General features: G+C 57.2%; 19 protein-coding genes and 1 pseudogene. 13 read left to right on the top strand and 7 right to left on the bottom strand.

From position 1 onward, the window contains the following. Positions 1-205 precede the first annotated feature (205 nt). From K4A76_RS11970 to K4A76_RS11950, 5 genes are all read left to right on the top strand, one after another. On the top strand, positions 206-919 hold the full coding sequence (locus K4A76_RS11970) for a DUF72 domain-containing protein (protein WP_274412293.1): 714 nt from the start codon (positions 206-208) through the stop codon (positions 917-919). Between the two features lie 95 nt (positions 920-1,014). Further along, entirely contained in the window at positions 1,015-1,428 is a 414-nt protein-coding gene (locus K4A76_RS11965; RefSeq protein ID WP_274412292.1) for a thiol-disulfide oxidoreductase DCC family protein, read from the top strand. After that, positions 1,413-1,973 (top strand): GTP cyclohydrolase I FolE, encoded by a 561-nt coding sequence (gene folE, locus K4A76_RS11960; RefSeq protein ID WP_009684855.1) that lies wholly within the window; start codon positions 1,413-1,415, stop codon positions 1,971-1,973. The genes K4A76_RS11965 and folE overlap by 16 nt, the downstream gene beginning before the upstream one ends. A gap of 34 nt (positions 1,974-2,007) precedes the next feature. Continuing rightward, positions 2,008-2,466: a DUF3429 domain-containing protein gene (locus tag K4A76_RS11955; protein WP_110676410.1), complete on the top strand. Its 459-nt coding sequence runs from the start codon at positions 2,008-2,010 to the stop codon at positions 2,464-2,466. Between the two features lie 151 nt (positions 2,467-2,617). Next, a complete protein-coding gene (locus tag K4A76_RS11950; protein ID WP_274410311.1) occupies positions 2,618-3,598 on the top strand; it encodes a TerC family protein in 981 nt (326 codons plus the stop codon). On the opposite strand, the gene K4A76_RS11945 is transcribed toward K4A76_RS11950, so the two are convergent. Next, entirely contained in the window at positions 3,595-4,548 is a 954-nt protein-coding gene (locus K4A76_RS11945; RefSeq protein WP_274410310.1) for a LysR substrate-binding domain-containing protein, read from the bottom strand. The genes K4A76_RS11950 and K4A76_RS11945 overlap by 4 nt on opposite strands. A 211-nt stretch (positions 4,549-4,759) precedes the next feature. Between K4A76_RS11945 and K4A76_RS11940 the strand changes: the two genes are divergently transcribed. Then, on the top strand, positions 4,760-5,368 hold the full coding sequence (locus K4A76_RS11940; RefSeq protein ID WP_182389704.1) for a glutathione S-transferase: 609 nt from the start codon (positions 4,760-4,762) through the stop codon (positions 5,366-5,368). Positions 5,369-5,413: 45 nt separating this feature from the next. On the opposite strand, the gene K4A76_RS11935 is transcribed toward K4A76_RS11940, so the two are convergent. The 3 genes from K4A76_RS11935 to K4A76_RS11925 are packed head-to-tail and all read right to left on the bottom strand — an operon-like array spanning position 5,414 to position 11,335. Beyond that, positions 5,414-7,654 carry a DEAD/DEAH box helicase gene (locus tag K4A76_RS11935; RefSeq protein ID WP_274410309.1) on the bottom strand — a complete coding sequence of 747 codons (2,241 nt, stop codon included), beginning with the start codon at positions 7,652-7,654 and terminating at the stop codon, positions 5,414-5,416. Then, the gene (locus K4A76_RS11930) at positions 7,629-8,924 is read right to left on the bottom strand and encodes an ATP-binding protein (RefSeq protein ID WP_274410308.1); all 1,296 of its coding nucleotides are present in this window, start codon (positions 8,922-8,924) and stop codon (positions 7,629-7,631) included. The genes K4A76_RS11935 and K4A76_RS11930 overlap by 26 nt, the downstream gene beginning before the upstream one ends. After that, positions 8,921-11,335, bottom strand: coding sequence for a tellurite resistance TerB family protein (locus tag K4A76_RS11925; protein ID WP_274410307.1), 2,415 nt, complete (start codon positions 11,333-11,335; stop codon positions 8,921-8,923). Before K4A76_RS11925 ends, K4A76_RS11930 begins: the two co-directional genes overlap by 4 nt. Before the next feature lie 1,397 nt (positions 11,336-12,732). On the opposite strand from K4A76_RS11925, the gene K4A76_RS11920 reads away from it, so the two are divergent. The 4 genes and pseudogenes from K4A76_RS11920 to K4A76_RS11905 form a co-directional block, all read left to right on the top strand. Beyond that, a complete protein-coding gene (locus K4A76_RS11920; protein WP_274410306.1) occupies positions 12,733-16,623 on the top strand; it encodes a hypothetical protein in 3,891 nt (1,296 codons plus the stop codon). 365 nt (positions 16,624-16,988) lie between these two features. Further along, positions 16,989-18,800 (top strand): hypothetical protein, encoded by a 1,812-nt coding sequence (locus K4A76_RS11915; protein WP_274410305.1) that lies wholly within the window; start codon positions 16,989-16,991, stop codon positions 18,798-18,800. 62 nt (positions 18,801-18,862) lie between these two features. Beyond that, positions 18,863-19,684 carry a hypothetical protein gene (locus K4A76_RS11910; protein ID WP_274410304.1) on the top strand — a complete coding sequence of 274 codons (822 nt, stop codon included), beginning with the start codon at positions 18,863-18,865 and terminating at the stop codon, positions 19,682-19,684. 140 nt (positions 19,685-19,824) lie between these two features. Next, positions 19,825-20,002, top strand: a pseudogene (locus K4A76_RS11905) (DNA-binding protein); the annotation flags it as partial. On the opposite strand, the gene K4A76_RS11900 reads toward K4A76_RS11905, so the two are convergent. Next, positions 19,960-20,385 carry a 3'-5' exonuclease gene (locus K4A76_RS11900; protein ID WP_274410303.1) on the bottom strand — a complete coding sequence of 142 codons (426 nt, stop codon included), beginning with the start codon at positions 20,383-20,385 and terminating at the stop codon, positions 19,960-19,962. The pseudogene K4A76_RS11905 and the gene K4A76_RS11900 sit on opposite strands and share 43 nt — an antisense overlap. A gap of 1,137 nt (positions 20,386-21,522) precedes the next feature. Here K4A76_RS11900 and K4A76_RS11895 point away from each other — a divergent pair. From K4A76_RS11895 to K4A76_RS11885, 3 genes are read left to right on the top strand one after another with little or no spacing between them, the layout of a single operon-like run. Beyond that, positions 21,523-22,050, top strand: coding sequence for a (2Fe-2S)-binding protein (locus K4A76_RS11895; RefSeq protein ID WP_274410302.1), 528 nt, complete (start codon positions 21,523-21,525; stop codon positions 22,048-22,050). Continuing rightward, positions 22,047-23,042 carry an FAD binding domain-containing protein gene (locus K4A76_RS11890; RefSeq protein ID WP_110676355.1) on the top strand — a complete coding sequence of 332 codons (996 nt, stop codon included), beginning with the start codon at positions 22,047-22,049 and terminating at the stop codon, positions 23,040-23,042. The genes K4A76_RS11895 and K4A76_RS11890 overlap by 4 nt, the downstream gene beginning before the upstream one ends. Before the next feature lie 2 nt (positions 23,043-23,044). Beyond that, positions 23,045-25,243 (top strand): xanthine dehydrogenase family protein molybdopterin-binding subunit, encoded by a 2,199-nt coding sequence (locus K4A76_RS11885; protein ID WP_110676501.1) that lies wholly within the window; start codon positions 23,045-23,047, stop codon positions 25,241-25,243. A 127-nt stretch (positions 25,244-25,370) separates the two neighbouring features. On the opposite strand, the gene K4A76_RS11880 is transcribed toward K4A76_RS11885, so the two are convergent. Beyond that, positions 25,371-25,640 carry a DUF6555 family protein gene (locus tag K4A76_RS11880; RefSeq protein ID WP_029886814.1) on the bottom strand — a complete coding sequence of 90 codons (270 nt, stop codon included), beginning with the start codon at positions 25,638-25,640 and terminating at the stop codon, positions 25,371-25,373. A 142-nt stretch (positions 25,641-25,782) separates the two neighbouring features. Further along, positions 25,783-25,989: a general stress protein gene (locus K4A76_RS11875; RefSeq protein WP_212623916.1), complete on the bottom strand. Its 207-nt coding sequence runs from the start codon at positions 25,987-25,989 to the stop codon at positions 25,783-25,785. Positions 25,990-26,106: the final 117 nt, after the last annotated feature.

Genomic DNA, 26,106 nt, shown 5'->3' with positions numbered 1-26,106 from the left:
AGTGGGTCTCCTGGGTGACTGGATTGATATGACGGTCTTTTCATGGGATGCCCTGACGGCGCCATAGGTCGATCGAATTTCAAAAACCGCACGGCGGCATGCTGAGTGATCGCTAGGTGAGCCAGCGCGCCGAGGGTAGCGTCCATGGAACGACAAGTGCACCTGGCGACTCCATTACAGCAACGGCGATCCATGGAGTGCCATGATGATCCACGTGGGATGCGCGGGCTGGAGCTTGCCGCGCCAGTATGCCGAGGCGTTCCCGCAGCAGGGCAGCCACCTGCAGCGCTACGCCGCGCGGTTGGGTGCCGTCGAGATCAACAGCTCGTTCTACCGGCCGCACCTGCCGGCGACCTATGCCCGTTGGGCTTGCGCTGTACCAGCGGATTTCCGCTTTGCGGTGAAGCTACCCAAGCACATCACCCACGAGTTGCAACTGGAACGCTTTGAGGCAGCGCTTGATGCGTTTCTTGGGCAATGCCAACACCTGGGTGACCGCCTTGGCTGCCTGCTCGTACAATTACCGCCATCGCTGGCCCATGATGATGGCCGGGACCGGCGTTTCTTTGAACGCCTGCGCCAGCGCCATGCCGGGCCGGTGGCGGTCGAACCCAGGCACGCCAGTTGGCAAGCGGCGCAGTCGATGCTGGTCGACTTGCATATCGCTCAAGTGGCGGCGAGCCCTTCGCGTTTTGGCGCCGACGCACAACCCGCGGGCTGGCGAGGCTTGGTCTACTGGCGCCTGCACGGCGAACCGCGCATCTACCGCAGCGAGTATTCCCAACAATACCTGCAACAGCTGGCTGCACGGCTGCGGCGCAGCCACGCTGCCGGTGCGGCTACATGGTGCGTCTTCGACAACACGGCTTCGGGTGCTGCGCTTGGAAATGCGCTGGCGCTCGAAGGGTGTCTGAGTTAGGGCATTCTGCGGCCGTCGCAACCACCTTGCCTATTGCGTATTTTATTGCTTCAGCTAACTTGTACAGAAACCTGTACATGAATGAGGTTTTGTACATGTATTGCGAGTGGCCTCTGACGCTTTACTTTGACGGGGCCTGCCCATTGTGTGCCAGGGAGGTCGCATTTCTGCGCAGGCGTTGCACGGCAGCAAAGCTCATCCTGGTTGATATCGACAGCGATGAATTCGATCCCACTCCTCTGGGCCGGACGATGGAGCAACTACGGTCCTGTTTGCACGCAAGGTTCGCGAACGGGCAATGGGTCACCGGCTTGGACGCGACCCTGTGGGCTTGGCGTGCTGCCAGTTTGGGCCTTTGGGCAGCACCCTTGGCGTGGCGCCCGTTGCGTCCAGTGCTTTCGGTTCTTTACAAATTGTTCTGTCGCTTGAGGCCAAGTCTGGCCTGGTTACCCCATCCCGATGGCGGGCAACGTTGCAAAGGTGAGGCCTCCAAATGTCACATTCGCTAGCCGAACACTATCGTGAGATCCTTGTTGGCGTGGGTGAAAACCCGCAGCGCGAAGGGCTCCTGGATACGCCTCAGCGTGCTGCCAAAGCGATGCAATACCTATGCAATGGCTATACCCAGAGCTTGGGTGAGATCGTCAACGGGGCGCTGTTCGAAAGCCAGAATGACGAGATGGTTGTCGTTCGCGACATTGAACTGTACTCGTTATGCGAGCACCACATGTTGCCGTTTATTGGGAAGGCACATGTCGCGTACCTGCCAACAGGGCGAGTACTAGGGCTTTCCAAAGTAGCGCGCTTGGTGGACATGTTTGCCCGCCGTTTGCAGATCCAGGAAAACCTGACCAGGCAGATTGCCTGTGCCATGCAGGAAGTGACCGATGCGGCAGGGGTTGGGGTGGTCATCGAAGCCAAGCACATGTGCATGATGATGCGTGGTGTGGAAAAGCAGAACTCGGTGATGATTTCCTCGGTCATGCTAGGCGAATTCAGAGACTCGCCAACGACGCGGCATGAATTCCTCACGCTGATTGGCCGACACACCTGAAGTTTGGTTTTGAGTCGTGGAGGAGGGCGCACCCATGGGTTCAGTGTTCGATACGTTATCTCCGAGCCGCTTTACGATCCTGGGCTACGGTGGCTTGCTTCCATTTCTGGGTCTGGCACTGCTGGTTTGTTTTGGCGGTGAGTATCGAGATAACCTGGCTGAAGCGTTGGTTGGCTATGGGGCCGTGATACTGAGTTTTGTCGGGGCCCTGCATTGGGGTTTCGCGATGACGTTGCCAGCCTTGCCTGCTATTGAGCGACAACAGCGGCTTGTGTGGAGTGTCATGCCAGCCCTGATCGGCTGGGTTGCCATGTTGTTACCGGTGTCATGGGGCTGTTGGGTACTGGCTTCAGGATTTACCGTGCACTTTTGGCAAGACCGTAAACTGGCCAACTTCATGCCCGGCTGGTATATGCCTATGCGGGTACGTTTGACGGTCGTGGCGAGCTTGTGTCTGGTATTGAGTGCCATTGTCATGGCGTTCGGAAACTGAAGTCACAGAAGAAACAAATAGCAAAATTTTCCCCCTTGCAACATTTTCACGCTGGATAAAATCTGATGGTGTGACGCCGGGCCCCTCTGACGGTAAGTAGCCGCCATGTCGGAGTCATAGTTGTTAAACTACGACTATATAGGAGGGGCTCATGTCTGCCCTTAATACGTATCTCTCCCAAGACGTGCTTGGCACTGATCTCTGGCTGTGGCTTTCATTTTTCGCTGTCGTGTTGACGCTGCTGGCGCTTGACCTAGGGGTTCTCCATCGTGGGAATCGAGAAATCGGTGTCAAGGAAAGCCTGCTCCTGTCAGCTGGCTACATCAGCATGGGCCTGCTATTTGCAGTCTGGGTCTATTTCCAGAAAGGCAGCGACGCAAGCATGGACTATGTGACTGGCTTTCTGATCGAGAAGTCGTTGTCCATGGACAACGTGTTCGTTATTGCCCTCATTTTCAGTTTTCTTGCCATTCCCAGAGAATTTCAGCACCGAGTGCTGTTCTGGGGGATCATGGGTGTCATTGTATTGAGGGCCATCATGATAGGCCTGGGCGCGGCGCTGATTACACAGTTCAGTTGGATTCTTTACTGCTTCGGCGCCTTCCTGGTATTCACGGGTGTGAAAATGCTGTTCGCTCGAGTGGACCATGAGCCCGACCTGGAAAACAATCGCTTCGTCAAGTATCTGCGCAGTCATCTACGCGTGACTGACGAGTTGCACGGTCAGCATTTCCTGGTCCGTATACCTGATGGCTCCGGCAGGCGGGTAATATGGGTGACGCCGCTGTTTCTCGCGTTGATTCTGATTGAGTGCGCCGACTTGGTGTTCGCGGTTGACAGTGTGCCAGCGATCTTTGCCATCACGCAGGACCCCTTCATTGTCTATACGTCGAACATTTTCGCGATACTCGGTTTGCGCGCACTGTATTTTGCATTGGCTGCGATGATAAGCCGCTTCGCCTATCTCAAATACGCCTTGGCGCTGGTACTGGTTTTCATAGGCGCGAAAATATTCCTGCACGACCTTGTTGGCAAGGTGCCTGCCGAAATTTCTTTAAGCGTTACAATTGGCCTACTGATTGGCGGCGTGTTGCTGTCACTCTGGAAAACCAGAACGCCGGTCAAGGTTTAAAGGCTTGCATCGCGCTCGGCAGGGCGGGTGAGGTGGGCTGGTCGACGCTGCTTGCTGCCATGATCCTGTTCGTTCAGATATTCAGCGACCTCGTGTTTCAGCCAACTCGAGAACACTTGCTGCTTTGTTTCCGAACGCTCACGGTTGGGCAATACCAGCCAATAGGGGTAGGGATAGGGCGCGATCACGGGGGAGAGTTGCACCAACTCCCCTCGTTGAATGGCGTCGTGCACAAGGCTGCGGCGCTCCAGGGCGATCCCCTGGCCCAAACGTACGGCTTGGAGTACCAAGTTGGAGTCGTTGCTGCACAGGCCGATGCGCGGCACTTCCCTATCCAGCCCAGCGGCTTGACACCAAGGTTGCCAAGATTCCATGTTGAAAATTATGTTGCTGCCGATGATCTCTTCAGGGGTCTGAGGGTGCACCCCACCGTTGAAGTGCGGGGCGGCAACCACCAGCGTCTCGTCATGAAAGAGCAAGTGCTGCTCCACCCCATCCCAGTCGCCCTTGCCCATGCGGATCCCGACGTCGACAGATTCCCGCGCCAGGTTAGATAGCGCGAGACTGGCCTGCAGCCGGACGCTGATATGCGGCTGTAATTGCTGGAAACGTGGCAAGCGGGGCAACAACCAGCTGAAACCGAACGAAGGGAGAACGGCGACCACCAGTTCCGTTGATTTCGGTTGTATCTTGATCAGCCGCGTGGCTTCGGCAATTGCGCCCAACGATTCGCGAATCTGCAAGGCATACAGTCTTCCGTCCTCACTCACCCGCAGGCCCCGCCCCTCACGGACGAACAGGGTGACGCCGATCATGTGTTCCAACACCTTGATTTGCTGGCTGATGGCTGAGTGGGTGACGTGCAGTTCCTTGGCAGCTGCGGTAACGCTGCCCAGCCTCGCAACCGACTCGAAGCAGCGTAGGCAGGTGATCGGGGGTAGATTCGACATGTAAGCAGCCCTTACAAATATCGGCAAAAAAAACTGATTTATAAGTGGCAAGGCTCTCATTAATGTAAGGGACGGTAAAGTCTTCGGCTGGAAAGCCGGCCGGCGCCATAGACGATGTGTGCGAAGCTCATCCGTTCACATGGCCGCTGCCTCGGCTGTTCAAACGTCGGATAACGGTGTTAGCGGTCACCATCAATCAAGGAGACTATCGATGAAACTCATTGGGATGCTGGATTCACCTTACGTTCGCCGGGTAGCTATTTCCCTGGACCTTCTGGGTATCGAGTTTGAACATGACCCACTGTCGGTGTTTAGCACGTTCGAAGCGTTTTCCAGGGTCAATCCGGTGGTCAAAGCGCCGACTCTGCTGCTCGATGACGGCTGCGTACTGATGGACTCGACGTTGATCATCGATTATTTCGAGAGCCTCAGCACACCCCAGAGCAAGTTATTGCCAAGCCAACCGCAGGCGTTGGCCGGGGCTCTGAGTAGAGTGGGGCTGGCGTTGGCGGCATGCGAGAAGACGGTGCAGATCGTCTATGAACATAAGCTTCGACCGGCGGAAAAGGTTCATCAGCCCTGGGTTGAACGCGTCACCCGTCAGCTGCTGGCGGCGTGCACTGAGTTGGATAAGCAGTGGGCGGCGCAGGCGTCGCACGGCCTGCGTCCGGACCAGGCCGGGGTCACCAGTGCGGTGGCCTGGTCGTTCATGCAGTCGATGCTGCCCAACGTAGTCAAGGCGAGCGATTTCCCGGCCCTCAATGCCCATGCGGCCCGCCTGGAGCAGACGGATCTGTTCAAGCGTTATCCGATTGCCTGAGCCAGGGCGGAACGGGCCGGGCTCAACCGCGCCGATCGCCCCTCCCTACGCATCCTCGCAAAGAATTCGCGCTGTTAAAACCGCAGCCTGGAAATCAAGATGGCTTGAGGCAAACGACTTCATGAGGAGCGAGCGGGGAAGGGCCCAATCCCATTTCTCTCGGATCATATTTTCGACATTTTCCAAGATCGGCTCTACGTTCGAGATATCCATTTGACCGACCACGCGCAACGCTCGCAATGTGTCCTCCGCGCCGAATGCAACTTCCAGGAATAGCCCGGTGTTTTCACACTGAATGCCCACATGCCTGAACAACAAGGCCAGCGCATCGTTAGTGTAATCCCCTCGCCAGGTTGCCACATGGCTTACGCTGGCAGAGCCAATTATCGCTGCGTCACCCAACCCGATAGCGCGGAAGTTACTCCGAGCCTCGTCTAGGAGCGCTTGAGCGTGTTTGTCCAGGAAGGGACAGGATGTGGTTTCCATCAACACGTTTCGCATCTCAAGCCTGACACGATCATCTACCCGGGCACCAAGCCCATCAAACTGAGGAGGCTCGCCGCCCCGCGCCGGTGTGACCACGATCACCTTCGCTTCAAGATCGACATCCTGAACCTGCCAGCGTTTGCCGCCAAAAATGATGCGTTGCCCCTTGATCAGGGGTTTGCTGACGGGCAGCGAGCCAAGTGGTTTGCCATCCCTCAGCAAACGAAACTCTTCATCACTCGTGAAGGCGGTGTAGAACTCATAGTGGTTGATCAACCGCTCCCCGAGCTCACCTGGCAACAGGAGTCCGGAACTGTCCTGCACGATCAACTCCTTCTCACCCATACCCTTGAGCAAAGACAGGAAATCCGGCTTGGTGACGCTTGCAAAACTGCCGCTTGCTATGAGATTTCCCCATAGTTGCGCCGCCGAGGCACCGCCGAGCTGAGCAATCGAGGACAAGCACTGCTGCACCAGTGTAGAGGCGTGCAAGCCGCCCGAGCGAGGCGGCTCAAACCAACCACTGATCAGCAAGCGGATCATGGCGACCGTTTGGACAAGGCCTTCACGCAACTGATCGGAGAGGTCGGAATGATCCGTTAAGGGGCGCTCTCGGCAGTACACCCTCAGCATGGCAGGCTCACCGGGTCGACGACCTGAGCGGCCAAGCCGTTGCCTGAGACTGGCCACGGAGGGTGGGGAGCCGATCTGTGCGACCGTCCTGATGTTACCGATGTCGATACCCAGCTCAAGGGTTGTAGTGCATACGGCAGAAGCTGGAGGGTCTCCGGCCTTCAACGCGCGCTCGGCATCCTGACGCAGCTCCTTGGACAGGCTACCGTGGTGCGGCCAGAACTCGTTGGGCACTCCATCGTTCTCGCACAGTGAGCGCAGACGATCGGCAAACCATTCAACCTCCTGGCGACTGTTGGGGAAGATCAGGTTATTGTGCCCCCTCAACACCTTGTACAGGTGGCTGGCAATTGCCACCTTGGTACCAGAAGTATCCTCCTGCTCGGCGTTTTCATCTGTTGACGCTTTCCCAGGGTCTTGCGCCACCACCTGTTGCATCGGCTGTTCGATGTAGCCGCGTACCTGCACCTGGAGCTCCTGGCCAGAAGATTTCGACTCGATGACGGTGATGTCATCAGGGCGAACAGGCCTCAGGAACTTTCGGGCCAGTGACATCTCGCCAAGCGTTGCAGAAAGCCCTACCCGAGGCAGGGCCCTGCCCACAACGATCTCAACCCGTTCCATAAGCGATTGCAATTGCTTACCGCGCTCGCTGCCAATGAAGGCATGGAGCTCATCGACTACGATGTAGCGCAGGTTCTGAAAAGCCCCAGGTAAACTCGAGCCCCTGTTTACGAAGAGGGCTTCGAGGGACTCCGGCGTGATCAGCAGGATGCCCTCAGGCGATTTCAGGAACCGTTGTTTCTTACTTGCTGCCACATCACCATGCCAGGCAACGACGGGCAGCTCTAGCCGATCGCACAGCCGACTGAGCCTGTCCCATTGGTCATTGATCAGTGCCTTGAGTGGGCTGATATACAGCACCGCGCCGGCGGGCTCTCGATCGTTGAGGAGGTTGGTCAGGATAGGGAGGAATGCAGCCTCCGTTTTGCCTGCCGCGGTGGACGCCGCAATGATCACATCGCGATCAGCGCCCACCAACGCCGGTACCGCCCACTCCTGGGCATCACGTAGCGATGTCCATCCCTGTGACCAGACCCACTGCTGAACCTCGGGATGAAGACGCTCAAACGAACAAGAGTCAGAGCTTGAAGCTGGCGAGCTCATCGTCGGCCTCAACTTCAAGATCCTGTTGGCCAGCCTCATCCTTGGTCAGCTCCACGGCGCCCAGCAAGGTACGCCAGTCCGCTGTAGGGTTCTGCTCGATCACCGCAAGCAGGTTGATGAAAGCCGTAATGGTCGTGCGCGGCGTCCGGAAATAGGCCTCGCCCAAGCGCTGGTTGCAATGCGCCATAAACGCTGGGATGGCTTCGTCCGGCAGCAAGAACTTCTCAGGTTCGCCGAAGGCATAGACATTGCGCAGCTTCTGCAGCAGCACGTAGAAGTCTTCAGGGGTCAGGCTGCTGAGCCGAATGACAGGCCCAGAAAGGTCAACCAGGCCAGACTTCGCAAAGCTGTTTTCCGCGAGGCGCGATTGCAGGGCAGGGTAGCTGTAGAGTCCCCGGCGCGTGTCCATCAGAAACTCTGGTGTGCCTCCCAAGACAAAGCCCAGGCCTTCAGCCGACCCCTGCAGCGAATCATTGAGTATGCGCAGAATCTGTTCGTAGTTGGCGTTGCGGGCCTGGGTGTTTGCCAGCTTGTACAGGTTGACCAATTCATCCAGGCAGACCATCAAGCCGCCGAAGCCGGCCAGGCGCACAAACCTGGACAGCAATTTCAACTGGTCGTAGACGGAGGCATCGTCGACGATCGTACGCACACCGAGCGCAGCCCGGGCGTCGGTCTTGGTGGAGAATTCCCCACGCAGCCAGCGGATGGCATCAGCTTTGAGCTGCTCATCGCCTTCCTCGAAACCGCGGCAATAGGCAGCAATGACGTCGGCAAAGTCATATCCGTTGACCATCTCGGTGAGCTCCGCCAGGTACTCACGAATGACCACCTCGCTCTCAACACCTTTGGCCTTGGCTTCCGTTTTAGCCTGTGAGATGAATTTCTCAACGATACCCTGGAGCGCTCCGCCATCGGGTTTGGTGCGCGTGGCCATGTTCTTGGCCAGTTCGGAGTAAAGGGAGCGCGCCTGACCGCCGGATGCATGAAGACGACGATCAGGATTCAAATCGGCGTGCATGGTGACGAGCTTGCGCTCCATTGCGATGCCGCGAACCAGGTTGAGGAAGAAGGTTTTACCCGCGCCATACTCGCCAACGACGACGCGGAATGCGGAGCCGCCATCCGCGAGACGATCCACATCCTTGAGCAGTGAGTCGAGTTCACCCGCCCGACCTACCTGGATAAGGTGCTGCCCTACACGGGGCACAACACCCGCACGCAGCGATTGAATGACCGCGTCGCGATCCTTGGCTCGTATTTTACTCATAGGGCTAATTCATCCAGAATTTCGGGGTTGATTTCGATGGGATCATCGCCTTCAGTCACGGGCATGTCGAACAGCTCAAACGCTGTGTCGTTGATCCGTTCCAGGGCGCCATCCAGCATCAGTTCCATATCGCTGGCTGCGTCTTCCAGCTCAGCGCGGCTCCATTCAGTCCGAGAAACCAACAGGCGGAGGAACGCAGAATGCTCGACGTCCAAACCATGAACGGTAGCAAGCTGTTCGGCGCTGCTGCCTTCCTGTTCTTGGGGCGCTTCTGGTTCCAAGGCGCCAGATGTTTCGGTGGGAGACTCTTCATTGAAGACGCTGGCCAGAAGCGCCGACACCTCTGCCGTTTCTTGTTGCAAACGAGCGACCTTGCCCATGTCCAGTGCGAAGCCTGAACCAATGCCTTCTGAAGCTTCGGCCGCAGTCGCCAACGTGGCGGTCGAAGTCATTGCCTCCACAACCTGGGAGGGGCGAACGGCTGCACTATGGAGATCGCTATAGACGCACTGCGGATCGAGGGCGAGCGTTTTGTAAACGCGTTCAAGCAGCTTCACTTCCTGCGGCGTCACCTCGCCATCCGCATGTGCCAAATGGGCCAGGAAGCTGGCAATTTTTCGTTTGGCCTCGAGGGTCAAGGGTTCAAGCTTCTTCTTGAGACTGGCCAGCGTGGGCGGTTGCTTCAGCTGAATTTGGAGGTGCGCTTTCAGGCGTTTGCGATGCGCGACGCAAAGGTGATCCCACGAGTCAATGTGCCCAGATAGTAGGCTGATTTCCTCAAGCGAGGTGTCACCGTCTGCAGCTGCGACTGCACTGGCCAGGTCTAACGTCACTGCTGCGGCGCTGTAGGCATCCGTAGCGCGAAGCGTGCCTTCGTCAGAGTCCGAGGCGAACAGCGCGATGGTGTCTTCTGCCTTGGGCGTACGGCTGCCGGAAAGGACATCGGGCTCCAGTCCAATTCGCTTGCTTTCCAGAGCGCGGGCTAGTGCTACGACTTTGTCGCGAGAGAGGGCGCCGGCGGATTTGAATCGGCCTGCCAGCTCACCGAAACTCATGCAGAGGGTTTCGCCCCCGACGCGTTGCTCCAACTGTTCGAGTTCCGATTTCGCATCAGCAGGCCAGAGTTCGGTTGGCAACTGGAGGATGGCTTCCAGGCTATCCTCGGCGTCTGGATTGCGCCCCAGATACCGACTGTAAGCATCGAGTACGGTGGTGCAGTCCTCTACAATGACCTGCAGCTTGTTACGCGTTCCTGAAGTCGCCGCGACATCAGGAAGGTCACCTAAGGCCACTGCCGGGATGCTCAACCCGGCCGAAGCAGGGCGATAGGCAATCTTCAGCTTGGTCTTGTTCTGAGGAAGCACAATGCCGTTGGGGTAGCGCTTCGCGAATTCGTTTTTAAAGAGTGCTGCGAATTGCTCCGGGCACCTGGTCACGGGAGTGCGCCTGGGAATGTTTGGCTCCGCAAGCGCCCAGGCCAATGCCCAGCTCGGATTAAGCGGATACTTGTCCACGGCCATCTGTCCCAGCGCAACGCGTAGGGACATGGGCAGCTCATACCCATCTGCGGCGCTGGCGGTGGGTTCACTCATGTAGCTCTGAGGTTGAACAGAACCCGCATCGACATGAGCGAGGAAGCGAGTGGCGTATCCGCGGAAGGAATTGTTGTCGCCGTAAAGGCCAAGTAAACGCTTGACTTCGGCCTTGATGGCCGGGATTTCAGCCATGGCCTGAGGGTCGCTTGGTGCATCGATCAGCGTGCGGCGTTCAAGCCCATAGAAAAACAGGAACACGTAACCCGCATCAGCAGGCTGGCGACGACCTCCTGCCAACCATTGCAGGTACGCTCGCCGCGCCTCGGGCGTGATGCTCCGGTAGCTCGGCCAGTAGGGCATCTGTCGCTCGGTGAGGTTCATCGGTGAGCGCGCGACACGAAGCGTGGCATCGATCAGGGACGGTTCAGATTGGCCGAATTGTGTCGCTCGCTCGGTGATGTAGAGCAGTCCGCCGGGGATGGCCAAGCCAGCCACGTTGATGGAATCATTTTCAGCCAGCCAACGGACTCCCATGGGCTTCGCGCTTGGCTTTGGGATGGCGTAGGTCTGACTATCTCTGGTCGAGCCAACCTGAACGGTATGGAAGCCTCGCTCGTGAGTGCTGGCGCTGAACTGGGCGGTTACAGCGGGTGTTTGTGGAGAGGACGCAACAGTCTGAGCAGGAATATCATATTCAGGAACGTCAGGCTTTGCTTGAGTAGCGCGTCTGAGTGCCCATACCAGTACGCCTATTCCCAGGATCACCCCGAGGGCAATCCACACCTGTTTGGGAACTTGGGCCAAGAGGGCAACGACGAATAACAGGGCATATAGAGCGATCGGCCCGCCGCCGCTCCCTTTTCGTTTCCGTGGCATATGAGTGTTCCATACTGTGGATAATGGCCAAATGACATTCTTACGGATTTTTCAGGGCCGGCCAAGCGGAACAGACGAAGCGAGCTTACTGACAAAATCACTGAACTGGATCGCGTGGAGAACCGCTTGCCTAAGATCCTACGGACGGGTGTGCGATGACGGCACAAGAGATCTCGGTGCTGGTCTTCGTAGGCCATAATCCGGAGCGGTATCACCAAGGAGTACAAATGTACTCATTGGGCTTTCAAGCGAGCCACTTCGCATGTCGTTTCAGCCTCTCGAACTTTTCGTGGAAGACCTATACGGCCCACTTGAACGCCATTAGGTGCTTGCCGGAAAGATACCCTTGCCCTTCGTGCCACTGGCCAATGAAGATCACTAACGGCTCTGTGCGCGTGCGGGTAGCGGCAATTGCACGGGCCGAGGAGCACACCGGTGAGTTCCCCGCTAAGCGCAATATCTCTCGGCGGATGCAGTCACCGAAACACGGCATCTCAAGCTGCCATTAATGCCGGGGAGGGCGGTTGCAATCTTGGCGCAGATATGAGCGTGGCAGTCTCGGAGCCAAGACCCCGACGAAGTCAGGCTTGATTTACGTCAGCCATGCCGAGCTTGGTTCTCCTTGGTCTGGATTTCACCGGTGGTGCATGCTCGCAGTCCTGACTTGATCCTGCCTTTTGATCGTCGGGCTCGTCGGCTTTGAAGCTAGAGAGGTTCAATCAGGTAACCGTCTCAGCACTGGGCACACGATCTTCTAGTGTCTTGCGTTGAACTCGGGCCGTTGGCGTTGCTTGCCGAGGAAGTTGATCCCGAGGAGCCGCATTTCAAATGCCTCTAGTGAGGGGGCTAGGGTACCGAGCCGTGGCGCCGGCCTTGATCGTGGCCCAAGATGTATAGAAGAGCCGCCAGAACACGGCCGAGGATGACAGCGCATGGATGTAAATTTCAGACGCCGAAGGATACAGACGGATATGGAATCAGCTTTAGGCCGCTAGGCACAGGGATCAATGATAGTGAGGCTTGCGGCTGAGTTGGGTGCTGGATTACGCGATGGTGCCGATTGTCGAGCAACCATCGGTCTGAGAGGAGAAGACTAAACTGGGCTATGATCGGCGCAGTTGAGTGAAGTTTCAGGTTCTACAATAAGAAATTTAACAGAGTAGGTCGTTTCGCTGGGTGTTGCGTTTACAGTTCATGCCTTAGGCACCCGGTTTTCCTAGATTTGTGAGTTTAATTCGTCGCCTACAATGATAAAGCTGTGTTGCTCGCCCAAATCCGCGCTCTGTTGCAAATAATTTGTTACATGTCGATCGATCCAATGAAGCCGGAGACCCGTTTTTCACCTTTGAAGCAAACTCAATTAAGCTCAGCAACATAATTGAAAGAGACGCCAAAAAATGGAATTTACTGGGTTAACTCGGCAGTTGTTAATTGATCCTGAGCTTTGGAGTATGACCCGATCAGGTGCACGGGCCGGTCGGGGTTTCCGATATCAGGACGCGGTGGCCGCTTGGCTCGCCTCAGTGGCGTGGCGCGGTGAAGCCACTTGGACGCGGCTCATTCCGGAAGGTGTCGACGACCTTACCTTGCACGGACCTGAGCTTGAGTTTAGAGCCCAGCTCAAGGCCAGGCATGATCCTCAGGGTGTCTTTTCCCAAGCCGAGACGGCAAAACACCTCGCCAAGAGTGCTAAGGATCTACCTCACGATTGGCGTGAATCCAATCGGGTGAGATTAGCACTGGTGCTAGAGCGACCGCTTGAGGGTATTCAACCTACAGGTTGGATAGTCACACTTGCCGAAAGTGACCAAGATCTGACGAAATTCGAAAAGCTTTTGGCAGAGGCCTTAGGGCAACCCGACGATGATTTGGTCGAGGCTTTACTGGCACGCACCCATCTGGTGATTGAGCCCGACCCGCTAGAACGCGGCTGCGCTGCTCTCACCAGCACATCACTACCGCCTGCGGGTGTGCGGCTGGTGCTGCAACAACTTCGCGAGCAGGCTGGGAAAGCATCTGATTCTAACTATCTAGCATCGAGCGAGAAGCCAGAAACATTGGACCGCAGCGACGTGCAGATACTTATCGATGGGGTTCAAGGGGTCATTGATCCTATCGGCTACGTTGATCTGATAGCTGGTCTCGCAGAGACTGCAAATTTCAGCGAACCTATGCCGGCTGGGGGCTTCTACCGAGGTGTCAACGTGGCACCGGGGCACGTCGGGGCTGGTCTAGTGTTTGCTCGACCGGAATTGATGGCGGACATTTTAACCAGCCTTGAGACAAAGCGATTTGCTTTGGTTGCGGGTCCTTCCGGAGCGGGGAAGTCAGCACTTGCCTGGTTGTCGGCTCACCATACACGTCATGCCGTGCGCTGGTATCGCATTCGGGAGCTGCAGGTCGCCGATGTAGCAAAGCTCGTTCAGCTCGCCAAACTACTAGAAGCGAGCCCTGAGCGCCCAGTCGGTTTTGTCGTTGACGATGTGGGCCGTCAGGAGACGGCGGGATGGGACGCGCTCGTTCGGGAGGTGGAGGCCCAAGCAAGTCTACTTGCCATCGGAACGGTGAGAGAAGAGGACATCTTTCTTCTGTCATCCGCAGCTCGTACGCCGACGATCCGACCCAAGCTCGATGAGAGTCTGGCATACGGAATCTGGAAAGCTCTGCAAACGTCCGGCTCAGTAGCTTTCAGTCACTGGCAAGAGCCATTTGAACTAAGTAACGGTCTGCTTCTCGAGTACACCCACTTGCTAACTGCTGGGGAGCGTCTTGAGGAGACGATTCGTGAGCAGGTACGTCGTCGTCTTGCCGAAGACCGGGACGATGAGCTGATGATTCTAAGGACCATTTCCTTTGCTGCTGCTCAAGGGGCAGCTATAGATCCAGTTCGGCTTCGAATACTTTCTGGAATGGATGAGCCTCGCTTTGCAAAGCTGCTTCAGCGACTGGTCGATGAGCATGCGGTGCGTGCCAGGCCTGACGGGGCGCTTGCAGGGTTGCATGAGATTCGTTCGACATATCTGGACGGAGCCATCCGAGAGCTTCTCGGTGAAGCTCGAAGTCGGGCAGTTACAGCAGCAGCTGAAACCCTTGCGAGCGATACCTTCGCGGCTTTCATCGTTCGGGTCTTGCGACGATGGCCTGAAGAGGAAAAAGCAATGTTGGGGGGGCTCGCTGCTCGGCTAAAGACAGAAGAAGGGCGCTGCTGGACGCCAGTTCTTCATGGCCTCGGACTCGCAACCGCGGATCGAGTTGCAGAAAAATGGTTGGAAATTTCTCGCTCAGCAGATATTGATGACCGCTTAAGCGGGTTCACTTTTATGTTTGCTCTTGCGAGTGTGGATTTCTCCGACGAACCGTTGTTCGCCAAACCGAAGATAGCGCACGCCTCCTTCTCGAAAGTAAATGTCGCCGATCTTCGTAGCATTTTGATCGAGATGGCGACAGACGCTTGGCCTACCCAACTAAGTGTTAGCGAGACAGCTGAGCTCGCCGCTACGCTGTTGCCAATTGCCGGTTGCAAATCACCGCCGTCTATCAGGTGCATTCCAAGTGGTGACTTGTCTGAAGCGCCCCTGGAAGATCTTCTAGCTCTTCTCATCACGCTAAGAGAAGTAGATTTAGATGCTGCGCGAACCGTTGTCGAGATGTCCGGGGGTACGACCGCTCTCATTAGTCGTTTGTACAATGAAAGCCCTTGGGTAACTCGACCCGAAATCGGAGAGTCCGACGGCATGCTAAGTGTTACTGGGTACGTCCGTTTCGTTCACCCAGAGGTTCAGTTAGATCTGAACGAGGAAGTCGTACGCCTTTGCACGGCCATGAGCGCTGTGGTACCTGATGCTGAGCTCCTCATCGCAGACGCGATCTTCAGCGACGGCCGTCCTGTTGGATATGGTGAACACTCTCAGAACTCCAAACGTATGCCGCGGCATGCAGTGATTGCTCCTGCACGTATTGCCTGGAACCAGGCTGAAATTCGAGCGATCAATCGTTTGGTTGCTGCGCCGACCGAAACCCAGCGAACTACGGAGTTAGCCGTCGCTGTCAATGAGCTTGGAGTCAAGCTGAGGGAGGCGGGGGATTTCTACTGTCGGATGGAAACTCCGGGAGCGAAGTGGAAAATGCTTCTGCAGATTCGGGACTGGCTCACCACGTTCATTCAACCTCCGAGTATCAATGAATCGCTCACCGGACCTTTATCAGCAGGTAAGTTGAGTGATAGTGACAAACTCCATGACTTCGTTACAGGTCTGCAGCGGCTGATGACTGAGCTCACTGACGGTGTTTCGGAAAAGCCGAACCTTATGGCTGCCCGGACAGCTAGCTTGGTGCGCGAAGCGGAGTTATTACATCGCCCAGAGTTATGGCGCATGACCAGCGAGCCTCCCCTGGAAATGTTGGTTCAAATAGCCGAGACGCTTCGGCAGATACGCGCCGTACTTGCCGACACTGCTATGAATCCGGATCAACGCCTTGTGTTTGCAAGTCGTTTTCGTACCACGAGTCGTCGCCACTCCATTCTACGTCGAGCTGCGGAAGATGCGTGCCAAAGGGCTGAGTCATTGACATCCGCTCGGCGAGAACAGATACGGCTCGCTATGGCGGACAAAGGATTGAACGTTGAAGTGTATTCGCGTAATCAGCCCGAAAGCAGTGGTGCTCAATGGCCAGATGCTGAGTTTGCCGTTCTATTGAAGGTTGAGGCGCTTTTTGATTGGTTAACCACGGAGGAGTCTTTCTCCGCAGTGGCAGCTGCACTATCGCCCCAAGCAACCGTTAGCTACGGAGCGGTAATCAATGGACGCTTAGCTCCTATGGGCATGACTTTCATAGTTTCGTTATTTCCCGACGTTACCTTCGCTGACAAATGGAAAGATAGCGTACCGTACTCTCCGATAATCGATGAAGACTTAAGGCTCTACGATGAGGCTTTGGAGGCCATTGGAGCTATGTCGGCAGCTTGCGCAGAATCAGGACGTGAGATGAATGCCAAAGAGCTTGTGTTTGTAACCAGCATGATGGAGCGATGCAGACGCAGTATGGAGTGCATAGCGACGAAGCTAGAAGATACCGCAGATGATGTACTTATCGACGTAGCAGGTTCTCTCAGTCGTGCGTTCAGTCGCTTTCAGAACGAGTTAGAAAATGAAGAGGGCGAAACAGTAGCTTCTGATTTGTCAGCCGGTCTACGCGGGACTATGACAGATCTGACGTATGAAATCCTTTGCATTCGTTTAGCCCTTATGGAACGTGCTGCATTTCGATTGGGGAGCACCGGCGTTTAAAGCTGATCGGTTTTTCAGGTTCACGCGGCAAGGGCAGCGTTGTGCTAGTGAGCGCCGACGAGACTAGGTTGGCGAGCAAACTGCCAAGGGAGATGATAATCGTGAGCAACGCCTGTTTGAAATCGTTTGCTCATTAGATGCCCGACCTCCGTTCGCGGGCATCTGCTTTTATAACGTCACGACCAAGGGGATCTGCCTAGGGAGTTGCGCACTTTTGAGTCAGCCGTTGGCATGCACCGCGGCGGGACAAAAGAGGGTCGGGCTCAATCCTAAAGTTTAGTAGACGCCAATGATGGCGTTGGGCTATCTTTTGCCAGGCTGTGGCCGGGTCAGCTTACCTGGCGATCATGGGTAAGGATGCGGTTATGATCAATGAGCTCCAAGCTAGTAAGTCTTGCTACTTCTATAAGCAACACCGCTCCATTACTGCCAAGGCCATCTCTGCCGTGTTTCGGACGGTCCGGGCAGGCCAGATTGCGCCATCCAATAACCATTTTAGCTACAACCGCGAGCCATACGGGAATGCCTACTGGTCTGCGCTCTGCTTTCAGTTTGATCGTAAGCCGGCGTTCCTGGCTGGCTCCACGTCGATTATGGAGAGGGTGAGCGGATACTTGCTGATTGTGGAGTACGAAGACCATGTCGCGGTGTTCAAATCGCAGCTCGATCTGCCCTCGGATTTTGTCAAAACGCACCTGGTGAGGATGAGCGCGCAGAGTATTGATAACGGGCTCACCTCTGAAGACGCTGTATTTGACCGCGTACGGTTGCGTCATATGACGACGTCACGACTGGCGCTGCGCAGCAAAACCCTCGAAGCCCCGGATTTACGGAATGCTGTAGGTATGGCGTCATCCGGCCGCTTCGCGCCATTGGGATATAGCTTCCTGCAAGATGGGGAGCGTTACTCGACGACTCCTCGTACTGGCCGCATCTCACAGCGCTCAGACCGTTCGGGGTATGAGCAGCTAGTGAGGTTCGCCTGCGAAATCATTGATCAAATCAAGCTGAAGGGCGAAGTGGCGTCTGCTGGCTTCCTGAGTGCATTCGCTCGACCCATGGAGCTGTCGCAACTCAAGGCGGTGCCCAATCAGCTTGGGGTAGACACGGCACTCCTGCAGGACGCCATTTTTGAGCTCAACGAGATTAGGTTCGTCAAGCCAGATGGAGTGGGTCATCGGGAACTGAACCGGCTGGAAACCGAAGAGGTTCTGCAGGAGTTGAGTACTGTGTTCTTGGTGGGGAAGACGAAGACCAAGCTTCTTCTCAAGGATCCGGTAAGCGGCGCTGAGGTCGGTGAAATCGTCGTAAACAAATCTCGGATCTCGTTCAAGCAGTTGGACTTGCCCGCGATCAAAGATGTGGCCGTGGAAAGGGCAGATCTGCCTGTAGGCACAGATGCCGACCGTATTCCCCTGAGAAGATTCATTGATCGTACTGACACATTCATCGTTCTTTTTGATGCGCCCCAATTCGCGTACATCGATGGCAGCCTGTACCAGGATGATTCGCTGACCAATGGTGGGGCTTCGTTCCTCGGATACCTGTTCAAAGATAAAGAGCTTGCTAAGGTTACGGATGAGAAAGGGGACTTCAAGGCAACCCAGGTCGCATTCGACTCAGACTCCACGTTTGGAGTGATTTTGGCAACGATCGCCGCTGAGGACGACATCGTCGTCTGTGATGACCTGGGCGACGAATGGGCTGATTTCATTGGCTTAAAGACTGATCCGGGAGCGCCCCGCATCACGTTCTATCATGCCAAGCACGGTGCTCTCTCTTTGGGAGCAAGCCCGTTCCATATTTCGGTCAGTCAAGCTATCAAGAACCTGGGAAACCTCGGACTCCCAGCAGCTAAAATGCGATCGAAGTACCGCAAATGGCGAAAGCCCTACAAAAATGACAGTACAACCACGAATATCAGTCGGTTCTGCAAGGGCGATGCAGCAGCCGCTGTCGCCGGCATGAACCTTTGCCGCGACGCCCCGCATACCATGAAGCGAGTCGCCATTGTCACCTCATCCCTCAGCAAAGCGGCCGTCAGTGATGCCTTCAAAAGTATTCAGGCGGGAGGTAATGCCGACCCCTACTTTGTGCAGCTGTATTGGTTGCTGTCCTCGTTCTTTGCTGCCTGTGCAGAGGTAGGTGCATTTGGCTGTGTGATTTGCCAAGAATGAGACTTTTCCGGGGGATGGTTGACGCGTCGGAACAACTGACGATGACATGAGGATGAGCGGTGATGGCGGTATCTATCCCTTGGGGGCTTGCTGGAATATTGGTTGGGTGGGCTTGGAGGAGGATCGAAAAAGTGCTGTTCTACAAAACCTACCTGGTGTCCCACCGAAGATGGTCGAACCAGTACGGGTTAGGCGCATATTGGGAGCTGCTTGGCGAAGATCTGGAATATACGCTGCGCATTGCCCAATCGACCGACCCATTGCCGCAGGTGTCGAAAATTGCGTTCCGTGCGAGGAAGCATGTGGTCAAATGCTTCAAGGGGGTATTTGAAGCCAAGGGCATGGATGTGCGGTACCAGGAAAGCATCACGATCTTCGATGTGGATGCCACACCGATCATTTACAGCTTGGTCAATCTCCCCATATGCGAGCCCATTGACGTTAACCAACACGCCATCCGATTTTCACTGGATACGGTCGGATTCCGGCTCTGCAGCGTCGAGTTCGAGGATGGGCGGCTTGAAAGGATTTCAGATCCTTTGACGCAGACGCTTACCCAGACCTGGGCGCAAAATTCACAGTGGAAGGAGAATTGGGGGAGCTACTGGAATCTCGATGCCATCCACTTTGCTAAGCAGGAACTCGGAATTTTCTGGCGCTGGTTTGGAACATATTCTTATATTGGGCGCTACTCTTCAGGCGGTCAGCTATCTGGCTCGGCACCCTGGTGGCGGCCAATGGCCAAAATAGTCGGCTGGGTGATGAGCCTTCCGTGGCTGGTAACGGTACAGTTCTGGTTGGCGATCTGGTCTGGCCTATTTGTTCTCGACAAGGACGATCGATTGAGCTGGCGCAGGAAGGGCTCCGCGGGCGATCCGGGTTGATGGGGGAGTGCACCTGTATCATCCTTCTGCCATCTGGTCCGGAGGCACTCCAAGCTGCAGGTCGAGCGGGCGCTGATTGCTGAGATGATCGAGCTCGCCGGCTGTAGTGAGGATATGGATACGGTTCGAATGGGCAGTCGTGGCAACAGGCGATCCACTTGGCCCAGGGCGCAGCCGAACAAGCGCTGTCCGAACAGCGGCAGGTGTTACTCACCGAGAGAGAGCCGCTCGCGGCAGTTGAGGATCAAGCATCACCGGGATGCCGCCCAGCATCGTCAGCAGGCGGTGGCGGTCTGCCGATCTACCGTTGAAACCCGGAGCAGCAGTTGCGGCAAACGATCGAGGCCGAACGCAAGAGCGGCGCCGCCCAAAAAGCGCTGATTGTGTTTTCTGATGGCCACCAATGACTTCTGGGCTTTGATACTTCTCTTAATGGTCAGATCTTGAGTCAGCAAGATGTAAGCGAGCGAGGCGGATAAACCACTCAGACTGCGCCGATATAGCTCATCAACCCAGGGCGATTGATTGTTCCCCTGATACACGAGGCACAACTCTCTACGAGGGCGCGTGACGCCGACATAGAAGAGTCTCCGGGCTTCACGCAGTGCAGAAGTACTTCGGTTGTCTCGCGCGTTGGGAATATCGCCCTGATTGATACCGAACAGGATGACAGCGTCGCCTCCGCCATAGACAGCGAGCATCAAAAACGGTGCTAGGGTTAGCCGGTGGGTGGAAATGCAACGCTTACAAAACACCCTGTATTTAACATAATATGCATTATGCGCAGCATCACATAAGCACACTAAAGCCTTGGATGGGCAGATCCGAAGCAACACGCTGCCCTTGAAGCTCATCCACGCGCATCAGGCGTCTGCGACCAAGCATCTGCAGCGCTTCGATATCGAGCTCAACAACCCGCTGATCTCAAATCTCCGGCGTATCGCTCCGCGCGGCATTCCCCAACCCCGTATTACGTATTGGCCGAGCATGCTTCTGGCTAAAGCACGATGTTCAAGCGTCTGCTCGTAAACCAAAACCTCAGCAACACGCAACGCCCTGGATCTCCGCTGTACCTGACACGCTCATCAATACAGAAGTATCCATGCCTTTGAGTCCGAACCACCCAGAACCCATCTGCGGATTTCATGCTTTACGTTGGAGGTCTGCGCTACGCCAGTGGACTCAGTACCCGCATCCCGCAGGCTCCACGGAATCTCTGTGCACAGCGCTTATGCAGCAAAATGCGGTTTTCGAACAAGTCCATTGCAGCCCAATAATCCGCGCACATAGTGCAATGTCCACGAGATTCCCAGCCCCGGACCGGCGATTTGCAGCGTCGTCCCCAAATACCCTAGCGACAAGGCTTCAATCATTTGCGCTCAATCAAGGCATCGACATCTACCGGTACCGTCAACCAAACAGGTCCAAATCCACAGCACAAGATGCCCCTGAGCACATTCCGTAAAGTGGAGGCCGTAACGCTGCCTTGAAGCGACTACCCTTTTTTGCAATGATAGTTTCATACCCTTCAATAATAACTACGCTAAATATCCATTTAGTTGAGTTAACGTTGTAGTTCACCAATATACTGGCCCTTCCCCGCAAATACGTCAGCCACGGTTCGTGCCCTCGCCCGCTTATCCCTTCTTGGCTACCGGCCAGCAGCCCTGAGCTTCGCTCTCAGTCCCGCGGCTCACCACCATAACGCCTGCACGCGTCCCGCCATACCCGCAGCCACCTTTCCACGCCTGGCAAACCGGTGGAACGTTTCTGCAACCTCCCGGGTCGCACAACAAAGACGCAGCCAACTGCGTGAACCCTGACCGTGAGGACCTTCCATGAGCGCGCTCTCTTCCAATGGGGCTGCAGAAAACCCCATCTACCTGACCCTCAATGGTCAGCCACGAACACTGGCAGTCCACCCGTGGACCACTCTGCTCGACCTGTTGCGTGAACAGCTGGACCTGGTAGGTACCAAAAAAGGCTGCGACCACGGCCAATGCGGCGCCTGCACGGTGTTGCGCGACGGCAAGCGCGTCAATGCTTGCCTGACCTTGGCCATCATGTGCGACGGCGCAGACTTGGTGACCATTGAGGGGCTGGCCAGCGGCGACGCGCTGCACCCTATGCAACGGGCCTTCATCACCCACGATGCGTTTCAGTGCGGGTACTGCACACCTGGGCAGATCTGCTCTGCCGTCGGGCTTGTGCGTGAAGGGCGAGCCGACGGCCGTGAGGCCATTCGCGAGCAGATGAGCGGCAACCTTTGCCGCTGTGGTGCCTATGGCAACATCGTCGCCGCGATCGAAGAAGCCCAGCCGCTGATGGCACACCCGGATCAACCACAACGGGGGGCGAAGCCATGATGCCCTTCAGTTACCACAAGCCTGCGTCAGTCAGCGAAGCCGTGAGCCTGGCTGGCGACAGCGCGCGCTTCATCGCCGGGGGCACCAACCTGGTCGACCTGATGAAGGAAAATGTGGTCCGCCCCGAGCGCCTGATCGATATCTCAGGCTTGGCGCTGGATGGGCTGCACCCCACTGCCAACGGTGGCGTCATGATCGGTGCCCTGGTCAGTAATGCCGACCTGGCCTGGCACCCGATGATCGAGCAACAATACCCGTTGCTGTCACAGGCTATCCTGGCGGGCGCTTCACCGCAGTTGAGAAACATGGCCAGTACCGGGGGCAACTTGCTCCAGCGTACACGCTGTTACTACTTCTACGATACCGGCACCCCCTGCAACAAACGTGAACCCGGCAGCGGATGCCCTGCTCGTAGCGGCCGCAACCGCATACACGCCATTCTTGGCGCCAGTGAGGCCTGTGTGGCCACTCATCCGTCCGACATGTGCGTAGCACTGGCAGCACTCGAAGCCGTGGTGCACGTAGAGGGACCGGCTGGCAAACGCCAGATCCCGTTCGCAGATTTCCATCGCCTGCCGGAGAACAATCCGGAGCGTGATAACCAGCTGGCAGCCGATGAACTGGTAACGGCCGTAGAGCTGCCGCCACCGCTGTTCGAACAGCATTACCGCTACCTGAAAATTCGAGACCGAGCCTCCTACGCGTTTGCGCTGGTGTCGGTCGCTGCGGCCTTGCGCTTGGATGGCGATGTAATTCAGCACGCCCGCCTGGCGCTGGGCGGTGTAGCGCACAAACCATGGCGCGACCCGGGTGTGGAAAGCCTGCTGGTTGGCCAGGTGCCTTCCGAGGCGCTGTTCGATAAGGCCGCGCAGGCGCTGCTTCAGGGCGCGCAGCCGCTGACCCACAATGGTTTCAAGGTAACACTGGCGCAGCGTGCAATCGTGCGTGCATTGGCTGACGCGGCGCACAGTGCCGCTGGTGGGGGGGCATGACCATGGTCAACAGCAAATCTGTAGTCGGTACCCCATTGGACCGCGTGGATGGGGTGGCTAAAGTCACCGGCCAGGCACGCTATGCGGGCGAATACCCAAAAGACGGCCTGCTCCACGGCAGCGTGGTGTCCAGTACCATCGCCCGCGGCCGTGTACTGCGCATCGACGCTACCGAGGCGCTGGGCGTACCCGGCGTTGTCGCGGTGCTCGACCATGGGCATCGTCCGCATATTTCCAGTTATGACGATGACTACAGCGACGCCGATGCAGCTGAGGGCGCGCCCTTTCGGCCCCTGTTCAACGATCGAGTGCTGTATAGCGGGCAACCCCTGGCGTTGGTGGTGGCGCACACCCTGGAGGTGGCCCGGTATGCAGGCTCATTGATCCGGATCGAATACGCCGAGGAACCTCACGAGACAGACCTGGGCGCCACCAAGGCGTCGCATGTGGCGCCGGCAGAAACACCGGCCCCGCGTGGCGACTTCGCTGGCAGTTTCGCTGGGGCACCCGTGCAGGTCGATGCCACCTACCTGACTGCCAACGAGCACCACAACCCGATGGAGCCCCACGCCTCCACCGTGCACTACAAGCCCGACGGCAGCCTGGAAATTCATGACAAGACCCAAGGCACGCAGAACTGCCAGGACTACCTGCACAAGGTATTCGGCCTGTCGAAGGCCCAGATCCGTGTGCACGCAGCCTTCGTCGGCGGTGCCTTCGGCTCGGGCCTGCGCCCGCAGTACCAGCTGCCCCTGGCAGTGATGGCGGCGCTGCATCTTCAGCGCTCTGTGCGCGTCACCCTCACGCGCCAGCAAATGTTCACGTTCGGCTACCGGCCCCGCACCGAGCAGCGTTTGCGCCTGGGGGCAGATGCAGATGGGCGCTTGCTGGCTGTCGGTCACGATGGGCTGGGGCAGACCTCGCGCTTCGAAGACTTCACCGAGCACCTGGTAGAATGGAGCGGCATGCTCTACCAGTGCGACAACGTTGAACTCAACTACCGCCTGGCCTCGCTGGATGTGTACACGCCCCTGGACATGCGTGCCCCTGGGGCCGGTTCAGGCGTGGTCGCGCTTGAGTGCGCGATGGATGAGCTTGCCTGTGCCGCTGATATCGACCCGGTAGAGCTGCGCCGGCGTAATTTTGCCGCCAACAACGGCAACGAGGGCAAGCCCTACTCCAGCAAGGAACTGCTGGCGTGCTACCAGCAAGGCAGTGAGCGTTTCGGTTGGCAGCACCGCAACCCGAAACCGCGCAGCATGCGCACTGGCAACCAATTGGTCGGTTGGGGAATGGCGGGCGGCGTCTGGGAGGCCATGCAAATGAAGGCCAGCGCGAAAGCGCGCCTGGATGCCCAAGGCCACCTCACTGTCAGCAGCGCCACCACCGATATCGGCACCGGCACCTACACCGTCATGACCCAGATTGCAGCGGACGCTGCGGGCGTCAGCGTGGAGGATGTCACCTTCGTGCTCGGTGACTCGTCTCTGCCCGCTGCGCCCCTGCAGGGCGGGTCGTTCACGGTATCGTCGGTAGGGTCGGCCGTGCGCCAGGCTTGCCAGGTGTTGCGTACCAAGGTGCTGGAGCATGCCCGCAAGGTGCATCCGCAAGTGGCGAGCGCAGCGCGGGAGGACATCGTCTTCGCGGATGGTTACCTGCACGCGGGTAGTTTTCGCGTGGCCTTGGCAGATATCGTCGCCAGTGCCCCCGGCGCGGAGTTCGAAGTGCAAATCGACGCTGAGCCTGGTGCAAGGCGCCAACCGTTTTCCACGGCTACCCACTCGGCGGTGTTCGTCGAGGTCCAGGTCGACGAAGACCTAGGCATGATCAAGGTCACCCGAGTGGTCAGCGCCGTGGCGGCGGGCCGCGTGGTCAACCCGAAAACGGCTCGCAGCCAGATCCTGGGCGGCGTGGTATGGGGTATCGGCATGGCACTGCACGAAGAGGCATTGACCGACCATGGCCTGGGTCGCATCGTCAATCACAACCTTGCGGAGTATCACATCCCGGTGAACGCGGACTGTGGTGACATCGACGTGCTCTTCGTTGAAGAGCACGACGATGTCGTCAATGAGCTGGGGTCCAAGGGTGTGGGCGAAATCGGCGTGGTCGGCGTGGCTGCCGCAGTGGCGAACGCCATCTACCACGCAACCGGCAAACGCGTGAGGGAGTTCCCGATCACACTCGACAAGGTGCTGTAACGCGAAAGTTGTGAGAAGCATGCGAGGGGAGCGGCTGCAGGCCGCTCCCCTCATTTCTCAGCAAATCGGTACTCGGAACTGGGGCCATCTGCGGGCGGAGGGAACCGCAGCAGCCCCTGCGCTGCCGCTAGACAATGGCCGCAGGGTCGCCCACCGACTGATTCGGTTTGCTCCCCGACAGGCGCCAGCTCACCGCAGTAATCCCATACCGTTCAGCCATCGGGCGGCTGACCTTCCTGATCTTTTCCCGCCCAAATTTGGGGATGATCCCAATGCCCGCATCGCAACTTGCCCAATGCCAGGCTTCGGCATTGTCCAGGCGGTCCAGGCGAATGATGAAACTGCGCGGCTGACCATGCAGTTGATAATCGATGATGAACAGCTGTGGGGCAGGCATCGCAGGGGCCTCCTCTTCTCCATGGATGACACCCTGATTGATCGGGGCAGCAGCAGAAGATTCAAAAAAATATCGATCGACAGGCACCAGCGGCGCCCGAGCGGTGTACGCCTACAGGCACACTACCGCTCGCGCATTACCTTCACTCGCTGCGGGTGCCGTGGCTGTTCCGGCCACCTTTGCGTCCGGCTTCCGATGCCCGCTGGCGATCATTGGCGAAGTTGCCGCCCGACGCCTGGCCGCCTTTGTGCCCAGCGCGCGATGCCCGCTCACGGTCGTTGGCGAAATTGCCCGGATTGGTTTCTTTGGTTCCGCCGCGCTGGCGGGTACGTTCCTGATCTTGTGCCATGTGGTTTCTCCTTGCGATGAATAGGCAGTTGCACAACCTGTGCGTTCATACAGTGCACGCACCCAAGGTTGCCATGTTCAGATTCCGAACCTGCAATTGCCCGCTTGGCTCACACGT

This window comes from Pseudomonas sp. NEEL19 (assembly GCF_028751975.1).
In the GTDB taxonomy this organism is placed as follows: Bacteria; Pseudomonadota; Gammaproteobacteria; order Pseudomonadales; family Pseudomonadaceae; genus Aquipseudomonas; species Aquipseudomonas juntendi.
This window is presented reverse-complemented; position numbering and strand designations above follow the sequence as displayed.